The 12,762-nt window shown below is 63.3% G+C and carries 11 protein-coding genes; 8 read left to right on the top strand and 3 right to left on the bottom strand.

Going from position 1 to position 12,762, the window contains the following annotated elements; all coding sequences use genetic code 11:
• Positions 1–27: 27 nt before the first annotated feature.
• Together BLP10_RS08245 and BLP10_RS08240 are read left to right on the top strand one after the other, a co-directional pair.
• Positions 28–810 (top strand): dienelactone hydrolase family protein, encoded by a 783-nt coding sequence (locus BLP10_RS08245; RefSeq protein WP_244510448.1) that lies wholly within the window; start codon positions 28–30, stop codon positions 808–810.
• Between the two features lie 46 nt (positions 811–856).
• Entirely contained in the window at positions 857–2,917 is a 2,061-nt protein-coding gene (locus BLP10_RS08240) for a M3 family metallopeptidase (RefSeq protein ID WP_091133535.1), read from the top strand.
• Positions 2,918–3,229: 312 nt separating this feature from the next.
• Here the strand turns inward: BLP10_RS08240 and BLP10_RS08230 are convergent, their stop codons facing one another.
• From BLP10_RS08230 to BLP10_RS08220, 3 genes are all read right to left on the bottom strand, one after another.
• Positions 3,230–4,240, bottom strand: a complete 1,011-nt coding sequence (locus BLP10_RS08230) for an aldose epimerase family protein (protein ID WP_091133213.1) — start codon at positions 4,238–4,240, stop codon at positions 3,230–3,232.
• A gap of 4 nt (positions 4,241–4,244) precedes the next feature.
• Positions 4,245–5,126 (bottom strand): SMP-30/gluconolactonase/LRE family protein, encoded by an 882-nt coding sequence (locus BLP10_RS08225; RefSeq protein WP_091133211.1) that lies wholly within the window; start codon positions 5,124–5,126, stop codon positions 4,245–4,247.
• 75 nt (positions 5,127–5,201) lie between these two features.
• Positions 5,202–6,395 carry an amidase gene (locus BLP10_RS08220; RefSeq protein WP_091133209.1) on the bottom strand — a complete coding sequence of 398 codons (1,194 nt, stop codon included), beginning with the start codon at positions 6,393–6,395 and terminating at the stop codon, positions 5,202–5,204.
• Positions 6,396–6,550: 155 nt separating this feature from the next.
• Between BLP10_RS08220 and BLP10_RS08215 the strand changes: the two genes are divergently transcribed.
• The 6 genes from BLP10_RS08215 (at position 6,551) to BLP10_RS08190 (ending at position 12,702) form a co-directional block, all read left to right on the top strand.
• Positions 6,551–7,756 (top strand): ABC transporter substrate-binding protein, encoded by a 1,206-nt coding sequence (locus tag BLP10_RS08215; protein WP_091133207.1) that lies wholly within the window; start codon positions 6,551–6,553, stop codon positions 7,754–7,756.
• Positions 7,757–7,804: 48 nt separating this feature from the next.
• The gene (locus BLP10_RS08210; protein ID WP_091133205.1) at positions 7,805–9,652 is read left to right on the top strand and encodes an ABC transporter permease; all 1,848 of its coding nucleotides are present in this window, start codon (positions 7,805–7,807) and stop codon (positions 9,650–9,652) included.
• Complete coding sequence (locus BLP10_RS08205) at positions 9,649–10,425, top strand: ABC transporter ATP-binding protein (protein WP_091133203.1); 777 nt, start codon at positions 9,649–9,651, stop codon at positions 10,423–10,425. The genes BLP10_RS08210 and BLP10_RS08205 overlap by 4 nt, the downstream gene beginning before the upstream one ends.
• Entirely contained in the window at positions 10,422–11,138 is a 717-nt protein-coding gene (locus BLP10_RS08200; RefSeq protein WP_091133201.1) for an ABC transporter ATP-binding protein, read from the top strand. The genes BLP10_RS08205 and BLP10_RS08200 overlap by 4 nt, the downstream gene beginning before the upstream one ends.
• A gap of 131 nt (positions 11,139–11,269) precedes the next feature.
• Positions 11,270–11,584, top strand: a complete 315-nt coding sequence (locus BLP10_RS08195) for a 2Fe-2S iron-sulfur cluster-binding protein (RefSeq protein ID WP_091133199.1) — start codon at positions 11,270–11,272, stop codon at positions 11,582–11,584.
• 74 nt (positions 11,585–11,658) lie between these two features.
• Positions 11,659–12,702 (top strand): NAD(P)/FAD-dependent oxidoreductase, encoded by a 1,044-nt coding sequence (locus BLP10_RS08190; RefSeq protein ID WP_091133197.1) that lies wholly within the window; start codon positions 11,659–11,661, stop codon positions 12,700–12,702.
• Positions 12,703–12,762: the final 60 nt, after the last annotated feature.

Here is a 12,762-nt window from a genome sequence, read left to right as displayed (position 1 = left end):
CATTCAATTCCCGCGAACCCAGCTTCCATGTCGCTCACGAGACGCAGCCTTCTGGTCGGTGCGGCCCTCGCCGCCTCCCCTTCCATCGTTCAAGCCCAACAGGATCAAGCCCAGCCCATGCCGGTTCAGGAAAAGCGCAACCGCTTCACGAGCGGCGGCAAGACCATTGCCGTCGAGACATTTCAGCCTTCCGGATCGGCCCCACAACCTGCCGTGCTCATGCTGCATGGCGCGGATGGCTTGAGCTACAACAACCAATACCGCAAAGGCGCCCGCGACGTAGCCGCCGCGGGCTATCAGGTGCATCTCGTCCATTACTTGGACCGGACAGGTGAGAGGCGCGCCTCTTTCTCCACCCTGTTCCAGAACTTCATGCCCTGGATGAACACGGTTGAGGATGCGCTCTCCTTCGCGTCCGAGTATCCTGGAGCGGATGCAAGCCGCATCGGCATCATCGGCATTTCGCTGGGCGCTGCCCTCGGCCTGGCGGTTTCCTCGACCGACCGTCGGGTGAGGACGCTGGTCAATTATTTCGGTCCCCTGCCCCAGGGTGCCATCGCCACCACCTCGCGCTTGCCGCCGACCCTGGTGCTGCACGGCTCGGCCGATCACATCGTACCCGTGGCGAACGCCTATGCGGTGGAAGCCCTGCTGCGCCAGCAGAACGTGCCGCATGAGGTGAAGGTCTATCCGGGCCAGGGGCACGGTTTCCGCGGTCCCGCAGAAAAGGACGCGACCCAGAGGGCGCTTGCTTTCCTGCGCCGTCATCTCGTGGGGAATGACGCCGCGCCTCTTCCGATGGGCGGCTGAGGCCGCTACAACGGCAACAACGAACGATCAGTGGAGCATGCTGGCAATGGCATCGAGCGCGAATCTCTCAAGCAATCCTCTTCTTGTGGCTTGGAACACACCCTTCGGCCTTCCGCCCTTCGAGAGTGTGCTTCCTGAGCATTACAGGCCCGCCTTCGACCAGGCGCTCGCAGAGCAGCAGGCGGAGATCACGGCGATTGCCGAAAGCGTTGAGGAGCCGAGTTTCGCCAATACCATCGAGGCATTGGAACGCAGCGGCGCCAGCATGAAGCGCGTGGGCGGCGTGTTCTTCAATCTCGCGGGCTCGCACACCAACGATGCGATCCAGGCGGTCGAGCGCGAGATGGCGCCGATCCTCGCCAAGCATCGCAACAGCATCTTCATGAACGAGGCGCTCTACAAGCGCGTCGCCGCTCTCTATGATACGCGTGACAGCCTTGGCCTGAGCGCGGAGCAGGCCCGTGTTCTCGATCGCTACCACACCATCTTCGTGCGCGCGGGCGCAAAGCTCGGGCCGGACGAGAAGAAGCGGCTTGCCGCCATAACGGAACGGCTTGCAAGCCTCGGCACGCAGTTTTCGCAGAACGTGCTGGCCGATGAGAAATCTTATCAGCTCGTGCTGGAATCCGAAGACGATCTTGCAGGCCTGCCTTCCTTCTTGCGCGAAGCGGCGCAGCAGGCTGCGGAAGAGCGAGGGCTCAAGGGCAAATACGTCATCACCCTGTCGCGCTCCAGCATCGAGCCGTTCCTGCAATTCTCCAAGCGCCGCGATCTGCGCGAGCAGGCTTTCAAGGCCTGGGCCTCGCGCGGCGACAACAACAACGAGACCGACAACAAGGCGATCATCGCCGAGATGGCGGCGCTTCGCGTCGAGCGCGCCAAGCTGCTGGGCTACGAAACCTTCGCCGATTTCAAGCTCTCCGACACCATGGCGAAAACGCCGGATGCGGTGCTGAAGCTCCTCAACGACGTCTGGGCGCCCGCCCGCGCGCGGGCACAAGAAGAGCGCGACGATCTTCAGGCGCTTGCCCAATCGCAGGGCGACAACATCGTCATCGAGCCCTGGGACTGGCGTTTCTATTCGGATCAGGTGCGCCTCGCACGCCACAATCTCGACGAGGCGACGATCAAGCCTTACTTCCAGCTCGACAGGATCATCGAAGCCTCCTTCGAGACAGCGCACCGGCTCTTTGGCCTCAGCTTCCAGGAACTGAAGGATTTCCCGAAATATCATCCCGACATCCGCGCCTGGCAGGTTCTGGATGCATCGGGCAACCATGTCGGCACCTTCATCGGCGATTACTTCGCCCGCTCCTCGAAGCGCAGCGGCGCATGGATGAGCGCCTTCCGTTCGCAGGAGAAACTCACCGGCGATGTGCGCCCGATCATCGTCAATGTGATGAACTTTGCGAAAGGCAGCCCGGGCGAGCCTTCGCTGTTGAGCTTTGACGACGCACGCACGCTCTTCCACGAATTCGGCCACGGTCTGCATGGCCTTCTCTCCAACGTGACCTACCCGCTGCTCGCGGGCACCGCCGTCTCGACGGACTTCGTGGAGCTCCCCTCGCAGCTCTACGAGCACTGGCTGTCGCAGCCCGAGATCCTGCGCCGCTACGCCACTCATTACCGGACGGGCGCGCCGATTCCGGAGGAGCTGCTCGAGCGTCTCATGGGCGCGCGCAATTTCAACCAGGGCTTTTCCACGGTGGAATATCTGGCCTCGGCCTTCGTCGACCTCGAGCTTCACCGCCGCAAGGACGTGTCCGACCTCGACGTCTCCGCTTTCGAGAAGGAAACGCTGGAGAAGATCGGCATGCCGCGCCAGATCATCATGCGCCATCGCACGCCGCATTTCCTGCACGTGTTCTCGGGCGACGGTTACTCGTCAGGCTATTACAGCTACTTGTGGTCGGAGGTATTGGATGCGGACGCTTTCGTAGCGTTCGAGGAAACGGGCGATGCCTTCAACAAGGATATGGCGGAGAAGCTGAAGCGCTTCATCTATTCCGCGGGCAACCTGCGCGATCCGGCGGAAGCCTATACGGCATTCCGGGGACGTCTGCCCACGGCGGACGCGCTTCTGGCCAAGCGTGGACTGGCCGCGTGAGAAACAGGCAGGCGCGAGAGCGCCTGCTTTTTAAGCCAAATGAGGTAGAAGCTGTTTCAAGTGCCTTGCCAACCGCAGCTGCATGTTCGCTTTCCTGGCTGAGCCCTTCAACTGGGCTACCTCGTGAGGCTGAGAGAAGCCGGCATCCGAGTGCGGACGCAACACGCTCTTGAGGAATGCCACCCCCTTGGGATCCACCTCCAGGGCTTTTGCATCGAGCACGGGCATCGGGTGCATTCCTTTCATCGTTTGTGTTTTTACGGAACGCAACGCTTGCAGGAAAAACGGCCAACTTGTGGCAAGGTTCCCCGCCTAGCCGGAGAACCTGAACTCGCTGACCTGCTTCGAAACCTGCCCCGGATCGAGAATGGACGACGGAAAATGGGCATTATTGGGGCTATCCGGAAACCGTTGCGGCTCCAGGCACAGGCCCGCATGACGACCGTATTTCGCGCCGTTCAACCCTGATACGGGGATATCGATGAGGTGCCCGGCATAGAACTGGACGCCGGGCTCCGTTGTCCAAAGCTCCATCGTCATACCGTTCTTCTGCGATTCCAGGAATGCCGCCTGACGGAGTACTCCATAGGGACCGCGCAGCACGAAATTCGTGTCGTAGAGCGTATCGTCGTTGATCAACTCCGCGCCGATGGGCATCGGCTTCCTGAAATCATAAGCCGAACCCTCCACCCGCACGATCTCGCCGGTGGGGATGAGATCGGGATGCGTGGGCGTGATGTAATCGCCTGCGATCATCAGGCGATGCGAGAGAATGTCCGCGCTGCCATCGAGATTGAAATAGCCGTGCGTCGTCAGGTTGACCGGCGTTGCCTTGTCCGTCGTCGCCGTCAGCTCGACCCGTACGATGCGCGAGGGCAGCAGCGTGTAGACGCACGTGGCGATGAGCCGGCCAGGATAGCCCATGTCGCCATCATCCGAGACGAGACTCAAGGTGACGCTGGATTTGGTCTGATCGACGATGCTCCAGAGCCGCGTGCCGAAGCCCATGGTCCCGCCATGGAGCTGGTTTGCGCCCTCATTGGCATCGAGCTTGTAGGTCTCGCCGTTCAGCGTGAACCGTGCCCGACCGATGCGGTTGGCATGCCGCCCCACGATGGCGCCGAAATAGGGTGAGTGGGCAACGTAATCCTCGACGGAGTTCAACCCCAGCAGCACGCCTTGCGGGCCGCTTGCGCTGGGCACGACGAGATCGCGGATCACGGCGCCCCAAGTGAGCACGCGCATCTCGACACCATCGGGGCCGGTGAGAGTGACTTGAAAAACATCTTTTCCTTCGACAGCGCCGAAACGTTCGATGGTCATGACGTCACCCCTGAAAGATGTTGGTCTTCAGGCCGCGAATGCCGCCGGTCTCGACCTTGAAGAGATGGCCTGCCATGGGGTCCACATGCGGATCGTGCCCGATGGCGGCAGTCGTGATGTAGAGCGTGGTCAGGTCAGGCCCGGCGAAGGCGCATTTCGTCACCTGTGCGGTCGGCACCGGCACGGTGCGTTCCACCGAGCCATCCGGCGCAAAGCGCGTGATGCGCGATCCGCCCCAATGACAGACCCATACATATCCTTCCGCATCCACCGCCATGCCGTCAGGATGACCCCAGCCCTTTTCGAACTGAACGAAGCGGCGGCGCTCTCCTACCTGACCGTCCTTCACATCGAACGCATGGATCGTGCCGTTCACCGTGTCCGTGGCATAGAGAACCTGCCCATCATGGCTGAAAGCCGGTCCGTTGGTGACGATGAAGCCCGAATGGAACTGCGTGAGCTCCTTGCCGTCCCAGCGCCAGAACGATCCGCTCTCATCCGTTTCGTCATCGTGCATGGTGCCGAAATAGATCGCGCCATCGGGCCCCACATAACCGTCGTTGATGCGGTTGCCTAGCAGATCCTTTTCCGGAGCGACGATGGGCTCGGCCTCGCCCGTCTTCAGATTGAAGCGGCCGAGTCCCGACTTGAATCCGGCGATCACCACATCCGGATCGGAGGTCAGCGCAATGAAGCCGATGCGCTCCGGTGCCTCGATGCGCGAATGCTCGTTGGTCTCGGGATGATAGCGCCACACCGCCGGATTCTTGATGTCGACCCAGAACAGCGTGTTCGAGCGCTCGTCCCATACCGGCCCTTCACCAAGCATGCAGGCGCTTGCCACCGACACATGAGGCATTTGAGGGTGGACGATTGGATTAGTCATGATGTCCCCTTCTTCATCGGCAGCCCGCCGCCATCCGCACCTGCCGGTAACGAGGACGGGGCTGACCCGGTTCAATCACGCATCGGCTCCATCCGCGATCCGGCGCGCGAGGGAAACCAGGCTCAGGTCGGAGCCTGCGGGCCCCATGAGCGACAGCCCCAGCGGCGCACCCTGCCGCGACGCGAGCGGAATCGACACCTGCGGCAGGCCGGAGAGCACCGACAGGCAAAGCAGGTTCAGAGCATTGTTGCGGTAATCGTTGAGCGCGTCATCGCTTTCGGAGAGCAAGGGCGCCACATCGGGCATGGTGGGGAGGACCAGCACCGTGTCTTGCTCCAGCAGGTCGCTGAACCGGGCGCGGAAGGCGCTGCGAATCACCTGAGCCTCCGCCACCTGCGAATCGGTGACGGCGCGGGAGAACTCGAACCGATCCGCCACGCCCGGGCCCAGGGGCGGATGGTAGCGCTCGATCATCGGGCCATCGACGCCCCAGGCCTCCCGGCTCTGGATGTAGCGCATGGCCCAGTAGAGGGCGGTGAAGCCTTCCGTGGCGACGGTCGCATTCTCGCATGCCCCGAGCAGGGCCTCGACCTGACGGACCGCAGGCGCAAGCGCCTCCCTCACCTCCTGGCTCAAGATGCCGAACGCATCCTTCGCCAGAAGGAGACGAGGCTTGGACGAGAGCGGGTTGCTGTCTGCCCCGAGCAGGACCTCACCCACCCGCACGAAGGTCGCGCCGTCCCGGGTGAAGTAGCCACAGGTGTCGAAGGAGGGCGCGAGATCGTGACAGAGTTCCAAACTCACGCGACCATGGGTCGGGCGAATGCCGAACAGGCCGCAATGACTGGCAGGCGCGCGCACAGAGCCGCCTGTGTCGGTGCCCAGCGCGAAGTCGCAAAGCCTGTTGGAAACGGCGGCCGCCGAACCGGAAGAGGAGCCGCCCGGAATGCGATCGGGAGCGCCGCCATTCACCGGCGTGCCGAAATGGGCATTCTTGCCGCTCATGGAAAAGGCCAACTCGTCGGTGATCGTCTTGCCCACAAGCCGTGCCCCGGCATCGAGGAGCCGCTGCACAATGGGGGCCGTGCGTGTCTTGATGCCGGACATGGCCAGCATGTGGGGCGACCCGCAACTCGTGGGATAGCCCGCTACGTCGAACAGATCCTTGGCGGCGAAGGTCAACCCTGCGAGCGGACCCTGCTCCGCTTGTGGCACGGCAACGGCCGGGTAGGGCATGAAGGCGCGGGCGGGATCGGCATCGAGAAGCATGGAACCATGGGGGTATGAGGGAACGAGGTCCGAGAATGTGTCATTCCTTCCTTGAAGCAGGCAAGGCAGGAATCCGCGAACCTTGGCAGTTTAGGCTTCCTTCGGAGAGAAATTAGCCCTACATCCACGCCGATCCTCGAAACGGGAACCGCATCATGACGAAGGCATCCATGACTCGCTGGCTGGCTCTGGGACTGGCTTTGGCGTTCGCAGCTCCGTCTGCACAGGCGCAGCAGGCCCCGATCAAACTCGGCGAGCTCAATTCCTATGCCCGTTGGGCCGCCTTCACCGTGCCCTATCGCAGCGGCTGGCAGATGGCTCTCGACGAGATCAACGCCAAGGGCGGCGTGCTCGGCCGCAAGCTCGAAATCGTCTCACGAGACGACGGCGCGACCACCGGCGATGCCACGCGCGTGGCGGACGAGTTGGTCAATCGCGAGGGCGTATCCCTGCTCTTCGGTTCGTTCCAGTCGAATGTCGGCGTGGCCATGGCGGATTACGCCAACCAGAAGAAGATCCTCTACATCGCTGCGGAACCGCTCACCGACGCCATCACCATGGCGCAGGGCAACCGCTACACCTTCCGCATCCGCCCCAGCAACTTCATGCAGGTGGGCATGCTGGTGGATCAGGCGAAAGCCTCCGGCGCGAAGCGCTGGGCCATCGTGGCCCCCAACTATGAATATGGCCAGTCGGCAGCCGAAGTGTTCAAGCGTCTCATCAAGGAGCGTGTGCCCGGAGCCGAGATCGTCGCCGAGCAGTATCCGGCTCTCGGCAAGATCGAGGCCGGCGCCACTGTCTCCGCGCTGGAACAGGCCAAGCCCGACGGCATCTTCAACGTGCTCTTCGGCCCCGATCTCACGCAGTTCGTGCGCGAGGGCAACACGCGCGGCCTCTTCGAGGATGCGACGGTTCTCTCGCTTCTCACCGGCGAGCCCGAATGGCTTCTGCCGCTGAAGGACGAGGTGCCGGAAGGCTGGACCGTGACCGGCTATCCATGGGACGAGATCAAGGAGCCGAAGCATAAGGCCTTCGTCGACGCCTACCGTGCGAAGTTCAACGAGACCCCGCGCCTCGGCTCGCTGCTCGGCTACATGGTCGTCTACATGATCCGCGACGCCATCGAGCTCGCAGGCTCGGTTGAGACCGAAGCGATGATCAAGGCGCTGGAGGACACGAAGTTCGACACCGTCATCGGTCCGGTCACCATGCGCGGCATCGACAATCAGGCCACCATGGGCGCATGGGTCGGTAAGCTCGTCTTGAAAGGCGCTAATGGCGGCATGACGGATTGGTCCTACATGGACGGCACACCGTTCATGCCGACGGAGGCCGAGGTGAAGGCGGTTCGGAAGGATTGATGAAGTGAGAGGTAAGCGAGAGACCAGCGCCGGCTGAGAGGACAGGATATGGATCTCTCCTTCCTCGCCATTCAGGCTCTCAACGGGCTCTCCAGCGCCTCGTCGCTCTTCATCACCGCCTGCGGCCTTACGCTCGTTTTCGGCGTCACGCGGATCGTGAACTTCGCACACGGCTCGCTCTACATGATCGGTGCCTACACGGCAGCGACCCTCGTGCCGCGGCTGCTCGAACTTCACTTCGGCCCCGTCACGTTCTGGGCCGGCATTCTCGCCTCCGCCATCATCGTCGGTCTCATCGGCGTGCTGATCGAGGTCCTGCTCCTGCGCCGCATCTATGGCGCGCCTGAACTCTTCCAACTGCTCGCCACCTTCGGCGTGGTGCTCGTCGTGCAGGATCTCGCGATCCTCGTGTTCGGTCCCGAAGACATCCTCGGCCCGCGAGCACCGGGTCTTCGCGCACCTGTCGAAATCCTTGGACGCCGTTTCCCCTCCTACGAACTCGTTCTGATCGCGGCAGGTCCCATCGTACTCGGCCTCGTGTGGCTCCTGCTGCGCAAGACGCGGTTCGGCGTTCTCGTGCGCGCTGCAACGCAGGACCGTGAGATGATCGCAGCGCTCGGCGTCAATCAGGCTCTGCTTTTCACCGGCACGCTCTTCCTCGGCGCGTTTCTCGCGGGCCTCGGCGGCGCGCTGCAGATCCCGCGCGTGTCGGCCCATGCGGGCATGGATCTCTCGATCATCGCCGAGGCTTTTGTCGTCACCGTCGTCGGCGGCATGGGGAGCGTGCCCGGCGCATTTCTGGCGGCGCTCATCATCGGCCAGTTGCAGGCGTTCGGCATCCTCATCTTCCCGAAAAGCACGCTCGTCGTGGTCTTTCTGCTCATGGCCGTGGTGCTGGCCATCCGCCCTTACGGTTTCTTCGGACGTCCTGAAGCAGTTGGCGGAACCCACGCGGTCGGCATCGCAAGCAGCAAGCGCTCGCCCTATGCCGGCCTGATCGCGCTAGCCGTCATCGGCACCGGCCTGAGCTTGCCGCTCATCGGCGATGCCTACATGCTGAAGGTGGCGACGGAGATCCTCATCTTCGCGCTCTTCGCCTTCAGCCTTCAGCTTCTCATCGGCGTCAGCGGCGTCGTCAGCTTCGGCCATGCCGCCTTCTTCGGGCTTGGCGCCTATGGAGCGGCGCTGAGCCTGAAGTGGTTCGCGCTGCCGATGGAAGCCGCACTCCCCGCGGGCCTCCTGCTTGCCGCGGCCGGTGCCTTGCTCATCGGCGGTTTCGTCGTGCGGCTCTCAGGCATCTATCTTGCCATGATGACGCTTGCCGCTGCGCAGATCATCTACGCCGTCGCATTCCAATGGGTGGATGTCACCGGTGGCGACAACGGCATTGTCGGCGTATGGCCGTCCGCATGGGCCAGCGGACAGGTTCCCTTCTATCTCTTCACCCTCGCGCTCGTCACGATCGCGGTCCTCCTGCTGATGCGCATCATCAACGCGCCCTTCGGCTACGCGCTGCGCGCCGCGCGCGATTCCGAGGCTCGCGCTGAAGCCATCGGCTTGACGATCCGCCGTCACCGCTGGCTTGCCTTCACCATCTCCGGGGCGGCGGCAGGGCTGGCAGGCGGCCTATATGCCTTCTCGCGCGGCTCCGTGGATCCATCCCTGCTCGGCATTCCCACCTCGGTCGACGCGCTGACCATGCTGCTCATCGGCGGCATCCAGACCGTTACGGGACCGCTCGTCGGCGCTGGCTTCCTGCATGTGTTGCGCGATCAGATCATGCCGCTCACATCGCTCTGGCGCCTGCTGCTGGGCCTCATCATCATCGCCATCGTGCTCGTCTTCCCACGCGGTCTCGTGGGCACGGTTCGCGGATGGGGAGAGGAACGCTCATGACGCTTCTCTCGGTTCAGGGATTAAGCAAATCCTTCGGCGGCGTGGCCGCGGCGCGGGATGTGAGCTTTCTGCTCGAACGCGGCGAGTTGCTCGCCATCATCGGTCCGAACGGCGCAGGCAAATCCACGGTATTCAACATGGTAGGCGGTCAGCTGCGCCCCGATCACGGCGCCGTTCTTCTGGACGGGCAGAACATCACCGCCGCATCGCCGCAGAAGCGTTTCCGCCTCGGCGTAGGGCGCACCTTCCAGGTAGCCCAGACGTTCCTGTCCATGAGCGTCGTCGAGAACGTTCAAATGGCGCTTGTCAGCTGCAACGGCGAGAGCAGCGCCTTGTGGGCACCCGCCCGCACGCGGCATCGGGAGGAAGCGCTTGCCCTCCTGGAGCAGGTCGGCATGGCCGATGTGGCCGACCGTCCCTGCTCGGCTCTCGCCTATGGCGATGTAAAGCGCGTGGAGCTGGCGATCGCGCTCGCGGGGCAGCCGAAGCTCCTGCTCATGGATGAGCCTACCGCCGGAATGGCCGCTCGGGAGCGGGCCGACCTCATGGATCTCACGGCGCGAATCGCGGATGCCAAGAGCATCGGCGTTCTCTTCACCGAGCACGACATGGATGTGGTGTTCGGCCACGCGGAGCGGGTGATCGTGCTTGTGCGCGGGCGGATCATCGCCGCAGGCTCCCCCGAGGAAATTCGCCAGAACGAGGAGGTGCGCCGCGCGTATCTCGGCGACGAGCACGCACTGGAGAAGCCGAAAGGGTTGAGTCCGGCATGAGCACTCCCCCGCTCCTCGAGATTTGGAACCTCACGGCTTCCTACGGCCGCGCCCAGGTGCTGTTCGGCCTCACCTTCGGTCTTCATGCCGGTGAGGTTCTAGCCCTTGTGGGTCGCAACGGCGCTGGCAAGACAACGACCCTGAAAGCCATCATGGGCCTCGTGCCCGCGACCGCCCAGAAGGCTACTTTCAAGGGCCATTCCCTCGGGCGTCTTCCCACCTACAGGATCGCCCGCATGGGCCTCGGCTACGTGCCGGAGGACCGGCGCATCTTCACGGACCTGACCGTGGAGGAAAACCTGGAGGCAGGTCGCAAGGCCGCAAGCGGCGGCCGCTCCCCCTGGACGCCGGAGCGGCTGTTCAAGCTCTTCCCCAACCTCGCCGAGATGCGCGGGCGGCGCGGGAACCAGATGTCGGGCGGCGAGCAGCAGATGCTCGCCATCGCCCGCACCCTGATGGGCAACCCGGATGCCATCCTGCTGGACGAGCCCTCCGAGGGCATCGCCCCCGTGATCGTGCAGATGATGGCTGAGGCCATCCGCGCCATGAAGGCCGAAGGCGTGGCCGTGCTTCTCTCCGAGCAGAACTGGGCCTTCGCCGCGGGCATCAGCGACCGTGCCATCGTGATCGAGCGGGGCGAAATGCGTTTCCACGGCACAATGGCCGAGCTGATGGCCGACGAGCCTCTCAGAGCCGAGACCCTGGGGGTATAGAAGGCTTAAGCCTCCGGAAACAAACGGAGCCGTTAAACCATTGACGCGACGGGCCGAAAGGTCGATATGCACCCCAAAGGCGCGGGCTCCCGCGCCATTTCTCTGTGTTCACGCGAAGGAATTCCCGCTTCATGGGCGTCATCCATGTGACCGATCGGGCCGGCCAGCGCCACACTCTCGAGGCCATCGAGGGCTGGCGGGTGATGGAGATCATCCGGGACTGGGGCCTGCCCATCGAGGGCCTGTGCGGCGGAGCCTGCGAATGCGCCACCTGCCACGTTTTCGTGGATGGGGAATGGCTGGACAAGCTCTATCCGCCCACCGAGGAGGAGGAGGACCAGCTCGACACGGTGGTGACGAAGCCTAATTCCCGCCTCTCCTGCCAGATCATCTGGACCCCCGAACTCGACGGCCTGGAGGTCACGTTAGCCCCAACGGGCGGCTGAACCGTCATACCTGCCGCATTGCCAATATCCCGAGACCGTGCTTTTCGAAAGCGGTCTCTCGAAGGAGCCTGTTCATGACCGACCATATCGAAACGGACGTCGTCATCATCGGTGCCGGGCCTGTGGGCCTGTTCGCCGTGTTCGAGCTGGGCCTCCTCGATATCAAATGCCATCTCGTCGACATCCTGCCGAAGGTGGGCGGCCAGTGCGCCGAGCTCTATCCGGAAAAGCCGATCTACGACATTCCGGGGTTTCCGATGATCACGGGTCAGGGGCTCGTGGATAACCTTATGGCGCAGATCGACCCGTTCCATCCCACCTTCCATTTCAACGAGATGGTGGAGAGCTTGGAATCCATCGGCACGCCCGAGGCGCCCCGCTTCCGCGTGAAGACATCGGAGAACGGCACGACGTTCGAATGCAAGGCTGTGGTGATCGCGGCCGGCGGCGGCTCTTTCCTGCCCAAGAAACCCCCGATCGACAACATCGAGGCCTATGAGGGCACGAGCGTCTTCTACGCGGTCCGCAAGATGGAAATGTTCCGCGACAAGAAGATCCTCATCGTCGGCGGCGGCGATTCCGCCCTCGACTGGACCGTGAACCTGCAGCCCATCGCCAAGCGCCTCACCCTCCTCCACCGTCGCGACGCCTTCCGCGCCGCCCCGCACACGGTGGAGAAGATGCGCTCCCTCGTGGCCGCCGGCGACATGGACCTGCATCTCGGCCAGGTGTCCTCGCTCAAGGGCGAAAACCACGTGCTCCACGGGGCCGTGATCCGCAAGGACGACGGCTCGGAGTTCACGGTGGATTGCGACGTGATGCTGCCCTTCTTCGGGCTGACCATGAAGCTCGGACCCATCGCCGATTGGGGCCTGAACCTCCATGAGAACCTGATTCCTGTCGATACCGAGAAGTTCGAGACCAATGTTCCCGGCATCTTCGCCATCGGCGACATCAACACCTATCCGGGCAAGCTGAAGCTGATCCTCTCCGGCTTCCACGAGGGTGCGCTAGCGGCCCAGAAGATCCACCGCTACGTCTACCCCGAGAAGAAGCTGCTGTTCCAATACACGACGTCCTCCTCCAGCCTGCAGAAGAAGCTGGGCGTCGCGGCCTGATCGGGGCTCACGGTTCCGGGCCTGCTCGCCCCTTGCGAAGCGGGCCCGTTCCTGAAACTC

Origin of the sequence: Microvirga guangxiensis, assembly GCF_900102135.1 — a bacterium.
In the GTDB taxonomy this organism is placed as follows: domain Bacteria; phylum Pseudomonadota; class Alphaproteobacteria; order Rhizobiales; family Beijerinckiaceae; genus Microvirga; species Microvirga guangxiensis.
The sequence above is the reverse complement of the archived record's forward strand: the minus strand, read 5'-3'. Positions and strand labels throughout refer to the sequence as shown.